General features: G+C 63.9%; 13 protein-coding genes. 3 read left to right on the forward strand and 10 right to left on the reverse strand.

Annotation, left to right across the window (positions count from 1 at the left end):
• Window positions 1–257 precede the first annotated feature (257 nt).
• From IVB32_RS09670 to IVB32_RS09685, 4 genes are all read right to left on the reverse strand, one after another.
• On the reverse strand, window positions 258–1175 hold the full coding sequence (locus tag IVB32_RS09670) for an NADP-dependent oxidoreductase (protein ID WP_247369719.1): 918 nt from the start codon (window positions 1173–1175) through the stop codon (window positions 258–260).
• A 367-nt stretch (window positions 1176–1542) separates the two neighbouring features.
• Complete coding sequence (locus tag IVB32_RS09675; RefSeq protein ID WP_247369722.1) at window positions 1543–2091, reverse strand: phosphotransferase; 549 nt, start codon at window positions 2089–2091, stop codon at window positions 1543–1545.
• Between the two features lie 1380 nt (window positions 2092–3471).
• The gene (gene rpmG, locus IVB32_RS09680) at window positions 3472–3639 is read right to left on the reverse strand and encodes a 50S ribosomal protein L33 (protein ID WP_007603295.1); all 168 of its coding nucleotides are present in this window, start codon (window positions 3637–3639) and stop codon (window positions 3472–3474) included.
• A gap of 124 nt (window positions 3640–3763) precedes the next feature.
• On the reverse strand, window positions 3764–5089 hold the full coding sequence (locus IVB32_RS09685) for an LLM class flavin-dependent oxidoreductase (RefSeq protein ID WP_247296507.1): 1326 nt from the start codon (window positions 5087–5089) through the stop codon (window positions 3764–3766).
• 215 nt (window positions 5090–5304) lie between these two features.
• On the opposite strand from IVB32_RS09685, the gene IVB32_RS09690 reads away from it, so the two are divergent.
• Window positions 5305–5865 carry a hypothetical protein gene (locus IVB32_RS09690; protein ID WP_247369727.1) on the forward strand — a complete coding sequence of 187 codons (561 nt, stop codon included), beginning with the start codon at window positions 5305–5307 and terminating at the stop codon, window positions 5863–5865.
• Here IVB32_RS09690 and IVB32_RS09695 read toward each other — a convergent pair whose 3' ends face one another.
• Genes IVB32_RS09695 through topA form a run of 4 tightly spaced genes read right to left on the reverse strand, consistent with a single transcriptional unit; the run spans window position 5866 to window position 12189 of the window.
• Window positions 5866–6615: an NUDIX domain-containing protein gene (locus IVB32_RS09695; RefSeq protein ID WP_247369729.1), complete on the reverse strand. Its 750-nt coding sequence runs from the start codon at window positions 6613–6615 to the stop codon at window positions 5866–5868.
• A gap of 33 nt (window positions 6616–6648) precedes the next feature.
• On the reverse strand, window positions 6649–7089 hold the full coding sequence (locus IVB32_RS09700; RefSeq protein WP_018458336.1) for a DUF983 domain-containing protein: 441 nt from the start codon (window positions 7087–7089) through the stop codon (window positions 6649–6651).
• The gene (gene rnr / locus IVB32_RS09705; protein ID WP_018458335.1) at window positions 7083–9437 is read right to left on the reverse strand and encodes a ribonuclease R; all 2355 of its coding nucleotides are present in this window, start codon (window positions 9435–9437) and stop codon (window positions 7083–7085) included. The genes IVB32_RS09700 and rnr overlap by 7 nt, the downstream gene beginning before the upstream one ends.
• A 7-nt stretch (window positions 9438–9444) precedes the next feature.
• Entirely contained in the window at window positions 9445–12189 is a 2745-nt protein-coding gene (topA, locus tag IVB32_RS09710; RefSeq protein ID WP_085383371.1) for a type I DNA topoisomerase, read from the reverse strand.
• Between the two features lie 227 nt (window positions 12190–12416).
• Here topA and IVB32_RS09715 point away from each other — a divergent pair, with 227 nt between their 5' ends.
• The gene (locus IVB32_RS09715) at window positions 12417–12656 is read left to right on the forward strand and encodes a hypothetical protein (protein WP_085351397.1); all 240 of its coding nucleotides are present in this window, start codon (window positions 12417–12419) and stop codon (window positions 12654–12656) included.
• 33 nt (window positions 12657–12689) lie between these two features.
• On the opposite strand, the gene IVB32_RS09720 is transcribed toward IVB32_RS09715, so the two are convergent.
• On the reverse strand, window positions 12690–13244 hold the full coding sequence (locus IVB32_RS09720) for a flavodoxin family protein (protein WP_247384517.1): 555 nt from the start codon (window positions 13242–13244) through the stop codon (window positions 12690–12692).
• 169 nt (window positions 13245–13413) lie between these two features.
• A complete protein-coding gene (locus IVB32_RS09725; protein WP_247369735.1) occupies window positions 13414–13884 on the reverse strand; it encodes a helix-turn-helix domain-containing protein in 471 nt (156 codons plus the stop codon).
• Window positions 13885–14005: 121 nt separating this feature from the next.
• Here IVB32_RS09725 and IVB32_RS09730 point away from each other — a divergent pair.
• On the forward strand, window positions 14006–14629 hold a 624-nt coding region (locus IVB32_RS09730; protein WP_247410260.1), incomplete at its 3' end, for an SDR family NAD(P)-dependent oxidoreductase.

Here is a 14629-nt window from a genome sequence, read left to right on the forward strand (position 1 = left end):
AACGGGCCTCCGCCTCAACCGACTATGCCCGCCGTACGTCACGCCATCGTCGATCTCATCCTTCGGCCGCCGCCCCAGCAGTGCTCATATTGCCGAAAGAAAATCCTTGAAAAACAGCGGCGAAAACACATTCTGCCAAAGTAGTGCTAGGCAGGGCGGAAGCGCATGCTTCGTCTCCATCGCGGCGGATAATCCAGCGGGCATCCGAGCTGCTGGTGATCGCCGGCCGGTCGCGCGCATCAATGGGCGTGCGTCTCTCAGGGACGAATGTGGATAATCGTATTCCCCTTGCGTCGCTTGGTCGGATTTAACGCGGCGACGGCATCATCGAGGGTCGAGACGTTGCCGATATTCGTCCGCAGTCGTCCGTCCCGCACCCGCCGTACGATCTCACTCAGTTGGGCTCGATCGGACTCGACGACGAAGTCGACCGCCAGACCCTCGGAGGGCCGCGTCTCGGCCGGCCCCACGATCGTCACCAATGTTCCTCCGGCTCGGATCAGTGCTGCGGATCGCTTCTGGATGTCACCGCCGATGACATCGAACACCAGATCGACTTTGCCCACGTCCTTCAGGGTATCGTTGTCGAGGTCGACGAACTCCTTCGCGCCGAAGTCGAGCACTGTCTGACGGTCGGCGGCGCGTCCAGAGCCGATGACGTAGGCGCCGGCCTCTCGTGCGAGTTGCGTCACCATCGACCCGACTGCGCCGGCCGCTCCGTGAGCGAGGACGCTTTGCCCCGCCTGAAGGCGGCCGTGTTGGAACAGCCCTTGCCACGCCGTCAGGCCCGAGATCGGCAGACTCGCACCTACCGTAAAGTCGACGTCGCCCGGCAGCGGTGCAAGGTTGCGTGCCTCGATCGCCACATACTCGGCCAGCGTGCCGTCGCGATACCAGTCCGCGAGGCCGAACACCCGCTGTCCGACTGATAGTCCCGTTGTGCCATATCCGAGGGCGGAGACCACTCCGGCCAGCTCGTGCCCAGGGATCGACGGTGTTCGGTCACGTTCGAGGCGATCGGTCCAGGTCGAGGGCCACGCCAGCTCAGTCGGTACAAATCCCGACGCATGAACCTGAACGACGACGTCGTTTATCGCTGCCTGCGGCTCGGGCCGGTCCATGAGCTTCATCCCGGCCCTTCCTGCGGCCTGGTCCGTTACAACGATCGCCTTCATGGGAATTATCTCCTCGGTCATTTGTCTCTTGGTCGAATAATGCAAAGAGCGTGGACGCACCGGCATCCACAGAATGTCAGGCTGTGTGGAACTCGTGTCTTCGTGTCCGCAATCTCCGCTCCGCATTGACCGGGACTCCCACCATCCTGATGGATCGGGATCGCTCCGGTCGCCGGTCGTCAGCGAATAGATGCGTTGCGCCCGGCTATAAAACAGGACCAAGAATGCCGATTTTGGCTGTACCAAGCGCGAGGGCCGCCTCCCGATACAACCCGATTGTGCCAAACGGCTCCACTGGCTGCCGAGATTTGCTCGGTGATCGAGAGCGCCCCTGAGACGGCGAACAGGAATCGAGGTTGCGGACGGTTCAGTCTTTCGCGCGCAGCCCCGCTTCGATGCGCTGGATCAGTTGCTCCCGCAGCGCAGGCACCACTTTTCCGAGGACGACGAAGGTGCGGACGATAGGCAAATACGGCTCCATTGCCGCCGTTAGCTCCGCCAGAGACATGCCGGCCAGCCGCGCATATTCGGATTGCGCCGCCGCATTGGTCGCGCGCGGCCGCTCCGGATTGTCGGCTATTTCCGGGCCGAGCTCGGACAGGATGACATGCAAGAACCCAAGATCGAGGGCGGCGGGCCCGCGCATCGCGAAGGTCCAGTCGACGAGCTTGGGGCCTTCCGCAGTCATGATCACGTTGCCGGGGCTAAGGTCGCAATGGCAAAGCTCGCCGCCGGTCGACAGGCAATCGATCAGGGTGAGGATGTCAGTGGCGACGTGCTTCGGGACCTTGCCGTCGTCGTGCCGCAACTCGCTCTCCATATACGCGCGCATGGAGGGGAGCTCCGGCGGTGGCGACGTCTTGTGAAGAGACATGGCCAGAGCCGCGATGATCGCGCCCGCCTGTTCGAACGTCACCGCGCCGGTCCGCGAGAGATGCCGCAGGGCCGCGCTTATTGAGGTGCAGCAACGCTCAGTTGTCGAACGGAGCTGAGCGATATCAATTCACAATAGCGAACCCAACGGAGGGAACATGGTCTTCAGATCAGCGAGCTTTGTCCTCAACGCTGGAACATGGGAGGCCAAGGTAGGAGACCGTCCGTTTCACGGTTATACTCATCCATACTGACCAGCGAAAATGGACAACTGAGATTATCGAAGAAACGGTTGCAGTCGCAGCGCCCTGATCGTCTCGCGTGATCAGCCGAAGCGGGAGCGCATAGCGGAGGCGACAGTTCCAGAAGCAACGCTTCCTCGCGCTCTCGTGCCCCGGCGCAGCGCGGCGCTTCTTCAGCGGTGCGTTGCAGAGCCGGGGCCCTGTCGCTGGTTGTATTGTGTGGCTTTCTGGGTCCCGGCTCTGCGCAGCAACGCTGCGCGTTGCAGCGCGCCCGGGACACGCGAGCGCCCAAGACTATTCAAGCTCCGTGACGTCCGCGAACTTACGACAGGAGAGCTAAGTTCAACTGCGCCAGAAAGCCGGCGGACGGGATGGACTAACGCGTGCGTCCTGACCGCTTGAGATCGGCGACCTTAAACCTGTTGCCGGCGGCCAGACTGCTGCACAACCAGTGAGCCTTGTTTCGGTTGTCGCCCAGGAACGTCCTGGTTTCGACGCAGTCCAGGTAGGATTTGTGGGTGATGGTGTCTCGGCAGGTCGGCGAGAAAGGTCCGTAGTCTATGTTGCCGCCCGACACGCTGCATCCAACCCAGGGATCTTTGCCGCTTGGGAAGCTTGATGCACAGCCACCGTTGCAGCTGCTGGCGACTTTCTCCAGGCTGGCAATCCTCCCCATCACAGAACCCGGCGCATACGAAGGCGTTCGCGCGACTGACGTTTGAGCTGTTGAGGCAGTCCGACGCGGCGCAATTGTGTTTGCTCCTCGCTCCGACACGTGCGGCCTTGTCACCTGTTTCGGCGCGTCGACCGTGACGGGAGGAATCGTGGCGGCGGAGCCGGTTGGGATTTGCGACGCTGCCGGCGCGCACAGCAAGACGGTCGACAAGACAGCGATGGTTGAAGGCACGACAAGGCTTGATGAGAATCTCATGACCATGTCCTTCCAAATCCGGACGGAAATTTCCGCCCGGCAAGTGCACGGTAACATACATTCGGGAACGAGCAACCGAGGGTTGAAAAAAATCTGGCCATGACTCGCTGTGCCGAGCTCAGCCCTCGTGCCCAGCTCGCAGCGTAGCGTCACGTCCACGGGGCGCTGCCGCGTATCCGGACACGAGAGAGGGGCCAAAATAAAACGGGACCCGAAAGGGCCCCGCAAAAGTCTTCTACGTTCCGCGATCTTACTTGATCTTGGCTTCGCGGAATTCGACGTGCTTGCGCGCCACGGGGTCGTATTTCTTCTTGACCAGCTTGTCGGTCATGGTGCGCGAATTCTTCTTGGCGACGTAGTAGAAGCCAGTGTCGGCCGAGGACACGAGCTTGACCTTGATGGTGACCGCTTTGGCCATGTTCAGAACCTCAGGAATGAAGGGAATCTGGAGCCGGCCAAATGGCCCGCGTTGGCCGGCAACCTAGCCAGAAACCGCCTGATGTCAAGATTTTAGGGCTCGAAAAGCACCCAAATCAGGCCGATTACGCCTCGAAGAACCGGTTTTTGGGCCGAGGCAGGCCCAGATTCTCTCTCAAAGTGGGCCCTTCGTACTCTTTCCGGAAAATCCCGCGGCGCTGCAGCTCCGGGACCACCTTGTCGACGAAATCGTCGAGGCCGGCAGGCAGGAACGGGAACATGATGTTGAAGCCGTCGGAGCCGCACCCGACCAGCCATTCCTCCATCTGGTCGGCGATGGTTTTGGCCGTGCCGACGAAGGATAGCCCGCCATAGCCGCCGACGCGTTGGGCGAGCTGGCGCACCGTGAGCTTGTCGCGGGCCGCGAGGTCGACCATGCGCTGGCGACCGCTCTTGCTGGCATTGGTCTCCGGGATTTCCGGCAATTGCCCATCCGGATCGAAGCCGGAGGCATCCGTGCCGAGGATGACCGAGAGCGAGGCGATGGCGCTGTCGTAATGCACGCGGCTGTCGAGCAGCGCGCGTTTCTCCCTGGCCTCGTCGACGCTGTCGCCGACCACGACGAAGGCGCCGGGCAGAATCTTGAGGTGTTCAGGATCGCGGCCGACCTTCTCCATGCGGCCCTTGATATCGGCATAGAGTTTCTGGCTGTCGGCAAGGCTGCCGCCGCCGGTGAAGACGGCTTCCGCGGTCTCGGCGGCGAGCTGCCTGCCGTCCTCGGAGGCGCCGGCCTGCACGATCACCGGCCAGCCCTGGACCGGGCGGGCGATGTTGAGGGGACCGCGCACCTTCAGATATTTGCCGTGATGGTCGAGCACATGCATCTTGGCGGGATCGACGAACACGCCGCTTTCGACGTCGCGCACGAAGGCGTCGTCGGCAAAGGAATCCCACAGGCCCGTGACGACGTCGTAGAACTCGCGGGCGCGCTTGTAGCGCTCGGCGTGCTCCATGTGGTCGTCGAGGCCGAAATTCAGCGCCGCATCCGGGTTCGAGGTGGTGACGATGTTCCAGCCCGCCCGCCCGCCGCTGAGATGGTCGAGCGAGGCGAAGCGCCGTGCGACGTGATAGGGCTCGTCGAACGTGGTCGAGCCCGTCGCGATCAGGCCGATCCGCTCGGTGACGGCCGAGAGCGCCGACAACAGCGTGAAGGGTTCGAACGAGGTGACCGTGTGGCTGCGCTTGAGCGCATTGACCGGCATGTTCAGCACGGCGAGGTGATCGGCCATGAAGAAGGCGTCGAACTTGCCGGCCTCGAGCTTCTGGATCAGCGTCTTGATGTGGCCGAAGTTGAAATTGGCGTCCGGCCAGGCCCCGGGATAGCGCCAGGCGCCGGTGTGGATGCTGATCGGGCGCATGAACGCGCCAAGCTTGAGTTGCCGTTGTGCCATCGCCCGGTGTCCGTTCTTGGTGTCGTTCCCGAAGACATAGGCACGCCGCGGAACTCCGCCATCGGGGGAGGCAGGAAGATTATTTTGTTTTTCGCGACGCCCTCAGCACATTCGCGTCATTCCGGGCCGCGCCCGGAATGACGGAGGAGTCCCATCGAACCGATCCACGGCTCACTCCGACCAAGCCATGACTTTCGCTCCCGAGGAGACCTTCGATGGCAGGTGCAATGACCGTGGACGGGCGCATCGTCCGCATCGACCGGCCCATGCCCCGGGTCGGGCGGCTGCTGTCATTGCCGCTGCTGGCGGCGAGCTTCTATCTGCTGTGGAATGTCGCGCTGGGCCTGCGGCAGGATTTCTCCGGTTTTGGGCGGCTCGCCGATGATCTCATGCCGGTGCTGGTGTTCACGGGACTCGGGCTGCTCGTCGGCATCCCCGGAATCATCCTGCTCACCTTTCGCACCTTCGTCGTGCTGAACGAGACGCTGCGCCAGATCGTCATCACCAGGCAGTTCGGCCCGCTGAATTTTCGCAAGCATCGCGATCTCGCCGATTATCATTTCATCAGCATGACCGACGAGGACGATCCGGAGCTGACGACATACGATGTCAATCTCTGCGGCAACAAAGGGACCGAGCCGATCACGCTGATGAGCTTCACCAAGCGCGAGGAAGCCAGTCGCTTCGCCAGCGAGCTCGGGCGAGTGCTGAACCTTCCCGCGCGCGACTATGTCGGCACCGAGCCCGACGCGGACAATGCGGACGTCACGAACTGATCAGCTCAAAATATCCTTCTGCATCTTGCCGCCGTAGAAATGGAAGAACGGCACCGGCGCATCGTGGCGGAGCGGGCCGGTGGCGAGGCGCGCGTCGAGCTCGTTGAGCACATTGCGTGTCATCGGATGCAGATCGGCGAGCGGCTTCGAGCCGAGCTCGACCCAGACCAGTTCGACAAGCTCTGCATCGGCATGGATCACGCCGTCGACGCGATGGGTGATCGCGGAGGCGTCCGCCGTGAAGAAGCGCGTGTCGAACCGCTTGACGCGGCCGGGCGGGGTGATCGCGCGCGCGATCAGGAACAGGCTGGAGGGATCCGGCAACAGGCCCGCATCCGCGAACGGCTTCCAGGCGCCTTCGAGTTTTGCCTTGCCCTCGGCCTTGCGTCCCAAGCAGAGACCGGTCTCCTCGCAGGCTTCGCGGATCGCGGCGATGGCCAGCGATTTTGCGCGCGAGGCCGGCGTCTTCGGGCTGCCCTTGGCGAGATTGGCTTCCAGCTCGGCGGTGATCGGCGCCGCGCATGGTACGCGATAATCGTCCTTGTCGACGCGGCCGCCCGGGAAAACGAATTTTCCGGGCATGAACACCACCTTGTCGTGGCGCTTGCCGACCAGGACTTTTGGAATGGCTCCGCTGCGGTCGACCAGGATCAGTGTCGCGGCATCCCTAGGGCGGAAATAGGGATGATGATCGGCTTCCTTGCCCTCGTGGATCTTTGCCTTGTCGGCTGCCTGCGACGTATCCGTCATGTCCTCACCCAAACCACTTCTTGTTTATTTTGCTTACACCGGCGGAATACCATCCGTCGGGTTCTCGTCAAACCCGTGCATGCGCAGAGCCCATTGCAATCCGACCACGGCTCCCTTCACCGGCTGCAGCAGTGCCAGCGAGGCGACGAAGGTGAAGGGCAGATAGGCCGCGAAGCTGATCCAGACCGGCGTCGTATAGTTGGTCTCGATCCACAGAATAGTCGGCACCACGATGTGCCCGACAATGACGATGACGAGATAGGCTGGCAAATCGTCGGCCCGATGCGGCGTGACATCGAGGCCGCAGACGGAGCAGTTATCCGCGGTCTTCAGGAAGGCGCGGAACAGCTTTCCCTCGCCGCAGCGCGGGCAGCGGCCGCGAAAGCCGCGCCTCATCGCAGCAAAGACGTCGCGCTTCTCGACGAGGCCGGTGTCGCGGGTCCAGATCTTCGGCGCCGTGCTCGTCGTCACCATGCCTTGCCCTTCTGGCCCTTGCCCTTGCTTTTTCCCTTGGCCGTTTTCCCCTTGCCGGGCTTCTTCGGCTTGTCCGGCTTGCGCTTCTTGTCGGGACTGCGCCCGGGGTGCGCCTTGAACGAGGGGCGGCGTTGCGGACCGGAGGACCTGCGGCCCCGCGGTGCGGTCTCGCCGGACGAGGACAGCAGCTCGAAGCGCAATGCGCCTGCGATCGGAGCCGCCTCGATCAGGCGGACGTCGACGACATCACCGAGCTGATGCATGGTGCCGCTGCGCGTGCCGACCAGGGCGTGGCGGCCCTCGTCATAGTTGAAATATTCCGTGCCGAGGGATCGGATCGGGATCAGGCCGTCGGCGCCGGTCTCGGCGAGCTTGACGAACAGGCCGGCGCGCGTGACGCCGGAGACGCGGCCCTGGAAGCTCGAACCGATGCGGTCGGCGAGGTGATGGGCGATCAGGCGGTCGACGGTCTCGCGCTCCGCTTTCATCGCGCGCCGCTCGGTCACTGAGATATGAGCTGCGACCTCGCTCAACGTTTCCGGCGTCTCGGTGTCGGGCAGCGCGCCTTCGCCGAGGCCGAGCGCGCGAACCAGCGCACGGTGCACGACAAGGTCGGCGTAGCGGCGGATCGGCGAGGTGAAATGCGCATAGCGGCGCAAATTCAGGCCGAAATGACCGTAATTCTCCGAAGAGTATTCGGCCTGTGCCTGGGCGCGCAGCACGACCTCGCTGACCAGCGGAAAGTGGTCGTGGCCTTCGAGCTGCGCCAGCACGCGGTTGAACAGAGCGGGGCGCAGCGCGCCGCCTTTCGCGAACGGAACGTCCAGCGTCGCCAGGAATTCCGCGAGCGCGTGGACCTTTTCCAGGGTCGGCTCGTCATGCACCCGGTAGATCAGCGGCAGCGACTTCTTCTCGAGCATCTCGGCTGCCGCGACATTGGCGAGGATCATGAACTCCTCGATCAGCTTGTGCGCGTCGAGCCTGTCGGGCACGACGACGCGGTCGACCGTGCCGTCGGGCTTGAGCAGGATCTTGCGCTCGGGCAGATCGAGATTGAGCGGATCGCGCTCGTCGCGCGCGCGCTTGACGCAGGCATAGGCGGCATAAAGCGGCCTCAGGATCGGATCGAGCAGGGGGCCGGTGGTGTCGTCCGGCCTTCCGTCGATCGCGGCCTGCGCCTGCGCATAGTTCAGCTTGGCTGCGGAGCGCATCAGGATGCGGTGGAAGCTGTGCGACCGTTTCCGCCCGTCCGGCGCGATGATCATCCGCACCGCGAGCGCGCCGCGCGGCTCGCCCGGCACCAGCGAGCAGAGATCGTTGGAGATGCGCTCGGGCAGCATCGGCACGACGCGGTCGGGGAAATAGACCGAGTTGCCGCGATCGAGCGCATCGCGGTCGAGCGCGGTGCCCGGTCGCACGTAGAAGCTCACATCGGCGATGGCGACATCGACGATGAAGCCGCCCTTGTTGTTGAGATCAGGATCCGGCTGCGCGTGTACCGCGTCGTCGTGATCCTTGGCATCCGGCGGATCGATGGTGACCAGCGGCACATCGCGCCAGTCCTCGCGCCCCTTCAAATTGGCCGGCTCCGCCGCTTCGGCTTCGCGCTCTGCCGCGGGACGGAATTGTAGCGGGATGTCGTGCGCGTAGATCGCGATCAGGCTGATCGCCTTCTCCGACTTGACCGAGCCGAGCTTCTCCTTGACGCGGCCTGACGCCAGCCCAAAGCCGCGCGAGCGGATGATGTCGACGCTGACGAGATCGCCGTCCTGCGCGCCGTGCGTCTCGGTCGGGGCGATATTCAGCTCGCGGTCGGCGGACTTCTTGTCGACGGGGATGATCCGTCCGCCGCCTTCGGGCAGGCTGCGGAAGACGCCGAGAATGCGGCTCTTGGTCTTGTCGAAGACCTTGATGATGTGGCCGCGATAGGCCGGGCCTTCGGTCTCGTCGGAGCGCTCGACGCGCAGCAGCGCGCGATCGCCAACGCCTGCTGCGGTGCCGGGCTTGGGCCGGCGCGGCATCGTGATGAGGATCTTTGGCGGTTCGCCGCTTTCGACTTCGTCCCATTCAGTGGGGGAGGCGACCAGCTCGCCGTCGGCGTCGCGGCCGGTAATGTCGGCGACCAGCGTCGGCGGGAGGCTGTCCGGCTCTGAAATCGTATGGCGCTTTTTCTTGACGAGCCCGTCGTCGGCGAGCTCGCGCAGCATGCGCTTGAGCTCGATGCGGTCGGCGTTCTTCAGGCCGAACTCGCGTGCAATTTCGCGGGTTCCGACCTTTCCGGGATTTGCCTTGATGAAGGCGACGATGGCTGCCCTGTCGGGAAAGCCACGGTCATTCTTGCGTTTCACTTAGCCTCTATTTGGTGCCGGCACTTTTCTTGGCCGGAGCTTTGGCGCCAGCTGCCTTGGTCGGTGACGTTTTGGCCGTCGACGACACGGCTGCGCGCGCCTTGCTGGTGGATTCGGATTTGGGTTTGGCCGCCTTCTTCGCGGCCGGCTTTTTGGTTTTTGGTGCGGCGTCATCGCCGTCGGCGGCCTTCGCCGCAGCCTTCTTGGCCTTGGCCGGCTTCGCCGCCTTCTTCGGCTTCTTGCCGCCGCCCTTGGCCGCACGCTCGTCGATCAGCGCGATTGCCTGCGGCAGCGTGATGGCGTCTTTCTCGATGTCGCTCGGGATCGTGGCATTGACGCCACCCGCGGTGACATAGGCGCCGTAGCGGCCGCCCTTTACCGTGACGGTGCCGAGGGTGGGATGATCGCCGATCGCCCTGCCGGGATCAGCGCCGAAGCGGCGGCTCGGGCCCTTGGCGATCTTCTCCGCGATCAGCGTCACCGCGCGGTTGATGCCGATGTCGAACACCTCATCGCCGGCCTCGAGGCTGGCATAAGTCTTCTCGTGCTTCACGAACGGCCCGAAGCGGCCGAGACCCGCGGTGATCGGCTCACCGGTTTCCGGATGCTTGCCGATCTCGCGCGGCAGCGACAGCAGCTTGAGCGCAAGCTCGAGCTCGACATCTCCAGGGGACATCCCCTTCGGAATGCCTGCGCGCTTCGGCTTCTCGCCCTCCGCATAATCCTTCTGCTCGCCGAGCTGGATGTAGGGGCCGAACCGCCCGGCCTTGACCCAGACATCGCGGCCCGTATCCGGGTCCTGGCCGAGCGAACGATCGGCCGTTGCCTCGCCGTCGGCGGCGAGCTGACGGGTGTAGCGGCATTCCGGATAGTTCGAGCAACCGACGAAGGCGCCGAACTTGCCGGCCTTGAGATTGAGCCGTCCGTTGCCGCAACTCGGGCATTGCCTGATGTCGCCGCCATCGGTGCGGGGCGGGTAGATGTGCTGTCCGAGCATGTCGTCGAGCACGTCGAGCACCTGGGCGACGCGCAGATCCTTGATCTCGTCGACCGCGCCGATGAAACCGGTCCAGAAATCCTTGAGCACCTGCTGCCAGGAGATCTCGTTGTTGGAGATGCGGTCGAGCTGCTCTTCCAGATTGGCGGTGAAGTCGTATTCGACGTAGCGGGCAAAGAAGCTTTCGAGGAACGCGACTACGACGCGGCCCTTGTCCTCGCCGTGCAGGCGCTTCTTCTCGAGCTTGACGTAGCCGCGGTCCTTCAGCACCTGAAGGATCGAGGCATAGGTCGAGGGCCGGCCGATGCCGAGCTCTTCCATGCGCTTGACCAGCGAGGCCTCGGAGAAGCGCGGCGGCGGCTCGGTGAAGTGCTGGGTGACGGCGAGCGACTGCCGCTTCAGCGCATCGTTGGGGCTCATCGCGGGCAGGCGGCGGGAGTCCTCGTCCTCCTCGTCGTCGCGGCCTTCCTGGTAAAGTGCGAGGAAGCCGTCGAACTTGACGACCTGGCCGGTGGCGCGCAGGTCCAGCGTGCGGCCGCCGACCTTCGCCGTGATGTCGACCGTGGTGCGTTCCAGCTCGGCCGATTCCATCTGGCTCGCGATGGTGCGCTTCCAGATCAGTTCATAGAGTCTCGCCTGATCGGACTCGAGCTTGCGGCTCATGCTGTCGGGACGGCGCGACATGTCGGTCGGCCGGATCGCTTCGTGGGCTTCCTGGGCGTTCTTGGCCTTGGCCTGGTACTGACGCGGCGCGTCCGGCACATAGGCGTTGCCGTAATCCTCGCCGATCACCTTGCGGGCCTGGGTGATCGCGGACGGGTCGATCTGCACGCCGTCGGTACGCATATAAGTAATGAGTCCGGTGGTCTCGCCGCCGATGTCGATGCCTTCATAGAGCCGCTGCGCGATGCGCATGGTGTGCGCCGGCGCAAAGCCGTATTTGCGGCTGGCTTCCTGCTGCAGCGTCGAGGTGGTGAAGGGGGCCTGCGGATTGCGGCGGGCCGGCTTGGCATCGACCGCGGTCACCGCGTAGGCGGCTGCTTCCAGCGCCTTCTTGAAGTCTTCGGCTTCCGCGCCGGTGCCGATGTCGAGGCGCTGGATCTTCTTGCCGTCGGCGCCGACGAGACGGGCCTCGAAGGCGTCGCCGCGCGGCGTCAGCAGGGTCGCGATCAGCGACCAGTATTCGCGCGCAACGAACTTTTCGATCTCGAGCTCGCGGTCGCAGACCAGACGCAGCGCCACCGACTGCACGCGGCCCGCCGAGCGGGCGCCCGGCAGCTTGCGCCACAGCACGGGGGAGAGGGTGAAGCCGACCAGATAGTCCAGCGCGCGGCGCGCCATATAGGCGTCGACCAGTGCACCGTCGATCTGGCGCGGATTCTTCATCGCGTCCGTCACCGCCTGCTTGGTGATGGCGTTGAACACCACGCGCTCGATCTTGTGGTCCTTGATCGCGCGCTTCTCTTTCAGGACCTCCAGCACGTGCCAGGAGATGGCCTCGCCCTCGCGATCAGGGTCGGTGGCGAGAATCAGGCGATCGGCGTTCTTGAGGGACTTGGCAATGTCGTTGAGCCGGCCGGCCGCCTTGGGGTCGACCTCCCAGATCATCTTGAAATTGGCGTCGGGATCGACGGAGCCGTTCTTTGCCGGCAAGTCGCGGACATGGCCAAACGAGGCCAGAACCTCGTAGGACGAGCCCAAATACTTGTTGATCGTCTTGGCTTTCGCCGGCGACTCCACAATGACGATATTCATGTAGTTCCAGTAACTTATGGGGAAATTTGGGGCCGAATTCGATGAGATTCGGGTCGGCCCTTTCGTCCCGAACATGGGTGGTGAGGCCGTCGCTGTCAAATCGAGGGCTGTTGAGAGCCCTCCCGATGGGAAAAGTTTCATATCGAGAAAGTTGCAAAATACCACCTTTGAGTTGCGGTCGATGTCGGCGTAATGTTGCCGCGGGGCATGGATTCGGGTGGGGGCTGGTGACTAAGCCAGGAAAGAAACGGGCGGGCGCCGCATCGCGCGCGGGGGGAGGCTTGCGTCACGAGGAACCGGGGGAGGGCGGCGTCGAGGAGGCGGTCGCCTTCATCGCCGAGCAGGTCGGGGCCCTGCGCAAGCTTGCCGAACGGCACAGGCTCGACGTGCTGCATTATCTCCTGGGAATGACCAAGCTCGAGGCGGACGAGCATCTGCGGCTGCGGAGCAAGCGCAGGCTGTCGTGAAGGGGGCGATGTACTGCTCCAACGACGGTGCGGTTAGCCGTTGCGGCTTGCCATTTTGGCCAATCGCAGGCCGAGATATGCGGCCGTGCCGAGGTCGCTCTCCGGCAACGAGCCGTCAATCAAATGCGTCGCCAGGCCAAGCTGGCTGCCCAAACGATTGCGGCCGCTCGGATCCTCGCCACCGGGAATATCCAGTCCGCACCAGAGCATGCCATGCTGCGCGGCCAGAATGGAAAAGTAGGACAGTGTGTGGAGTTGATCGCCGCTTGCGCAGGCGCCCGTGGTGAACCCGGCTGCGATCTTGTTGGCCCAGCGCTGCTGGCTCCATCGATCACTTGAAGCATCGGCAAACGCTTTGAATTGAGCGGCTGGTCCGCCCATATAGATCGGGCTGCCAAACGCAACTGCGTCGGCGCCATCGATCGTCTCCAGTAAGCTCTCATTCTGAAAGCGGCCTGACACGATGTCGCCGCCGGTGATGCGACACAGCGTGACCTGCGCTCTGCCATCTGCTCCGCGCGCAACCGCATGCGCCAGCTTCTCGGTGGTGCCCGAGATGGAAAAATAGGCGATGGCGAGCAGGGGCATGGTGGTGCCAGCTTGGTGGGACCTCGCCATCTTTGACGCTGTCGATGTCTTGTACAAGTCCCGCCATCCCGTCATTGCGAGCGCAGCGAAGCAATCCAGGGTCTCCCCGCGGTCAGATTCTGGATTGCTTCGCTTCGCTCGCAATGACGGTTGGGGTGGCGGTGCGTCCTTATCCCGCCGACCGCCGCCGCGGCGCCGGCCGCGGCTTCAGCGTCGTGTCCGCGGGGGCGAGCAGTCGCCCGTCCTCCGCGCGCAGTTCGAGCTTCTTCACCGGTCGGCCTTTCTCGCGATCGACCAGGATGGTCGCGATCTCCGACGGGCGATCGTCGAATTCCTCGCTCCATTGGCGCAGCGCTACCAACACCGGAAAGACGCCGCGGCCCTTCGGCGTCAGCACATATTCCTCGTAAGGGCTGCCGTCGGAGGCGGGGGCCGTGGTCAGGATGCCGTGATCGACCAGCGCGCGCAGCCGCGTCGACAAGATGTTCTTGGCCATGCCGAGCTTGCTCTGAAACTCACCGAAGCGGCGCAGCCCAAACAGCGCCTCGCGGATGATCAGCAGGGACCACCGGTCGCCGATCGCCTCCAGCGATCGCGCGATCGGGCAGGCGTCCCCCTCGAAGCTCGTCCGTTTCACCATGATCTGGTCCTTTCGCGATCGCACGGTCCTGTCACCGTTCACGCGCTCTTGTGGTTGCATATTAAAACCAGGTGGCTTAGATGGCAATCGTAGTTTTATGATGAAACCACTGGAGGCGAACGTGAGACTGAAGAACAAGACGGCCCTGATCACCGGCGGCAATAGCGGCATTGGACTGGCAACGGCAAAGCTGTTCGTGGCCGAGGGCGCCAAGGTGGTGATCACCGGGCGCAACAAGGAGACGCTCGAGGCGGCCGCGAAGGAGCTCGGGCCGAACGCGCTCGCGCTCGCCGCCGACGCCACCGACATTGCCGCGACCGAAGCTGCGATCAAGAAGGGCGCCGAAAAGTTCGGCAAGTTCGACATCCTGTTCGCCAATGCCGGCATCGCCGGCGGTACGCCGCTGGGGTCGGCCACGCTGGAGGTCTTCGAGAAGGTCATCAGCACCAATCTGACCGGCGTGTTCTTCACCGTTCAGTCCGCGCTGCCTTATCTCAACGACAATGCTTCCATCGTCCTCAACGGCTCGGTGATCTCCGTGCTCGGCATTCCCGGCTATTCGGCCTATGGCGCCGCCAAGGCCGGCGTGCGGGCGATGGCGCGGATCATGGCCTCGGAGCTCTCGCCGCGCGGCATTCGCGTCAACGTGGTCGCGCCCGGCGCGATCCGCACGCCGATCTGGGGACCTGCGACCGCGACGCCCGAAGCCGAGAAGGCGTTCGAGAAGCGGATCGCGCTGACGACG

Source organism: Bradyrhizobium sp. 23, assembly GCF_023073295.1.
Classification (GTDB): Bacteria; Pseudomonadota; Alphaproteobacteria; order Rhizobiales; family Xanthobacteraceae; genus Bradyrhizobium; species Bradyrhizobium canariense_D.

Coding starts and splice junctions, on each gene's coding strand:
- IVB32_RS09690 (WP_247369727.1), top strand. CDS start 5,305: ATGGCAGGTGCAATGACCGTGGACGGGCGCATCGTCCGCATCGACCGG.
- IVB32_RS09720 (WP_247384517.1), bottom strand. CDS start 13,244: ATGCCCCTGCTCGCCATCGCCTATTTTTCCATCTCGGGCACCACCGAG.
- IVB32_RS09695 (WP_247369729.1), bottom strand. CDS start 6,615: ATGACGGATACGTCGCAGGCAGCCGACAAGGCAAAGATCCACGAGGGC.
- topA (WP_085383371.1), bottom strand. CDS start 12,189: ATGAATATCGTCATTGTGGAGTCGCCGGCGAAAGCCAAGACGATCAAC.
- rpmG (WP_007603295.1), bottom strand. CDS start 3,639: ATGGCCAAAGCGGTCACCATCAAGGTCAAGCTCGTGTCCTCGGCCGAC.
- IVB32_RS09685 (WP_247296507.1), bottom strand. CDS start 5,089: ATGGCACAACGGCAACTCAAGCTTGGCGCGTTCATGCGCCCGATCAGC.
- IVB32_RS09670 (WP_247369719.1), bottom strand. CDS start 1,175: ATGAAGGCGATCGTTGTAACGGACCAGGCCGCAGGAAGGGCCGGGATG.
- IVB32_RS09700 (WP_018458336.1), bottom strand. CDS start 7,089: ATGGTGACGACGAGCACGGCGCCGAAGATCTGGACCCGCGACACCGGC.
- IVB32_RS09725 (WP_247369735.1), bottom strand. CDS start 13,884: ATGGTGAAACGGACGAGCTTCGAGGGGGACGCCTGCCCGATCGCGCGA.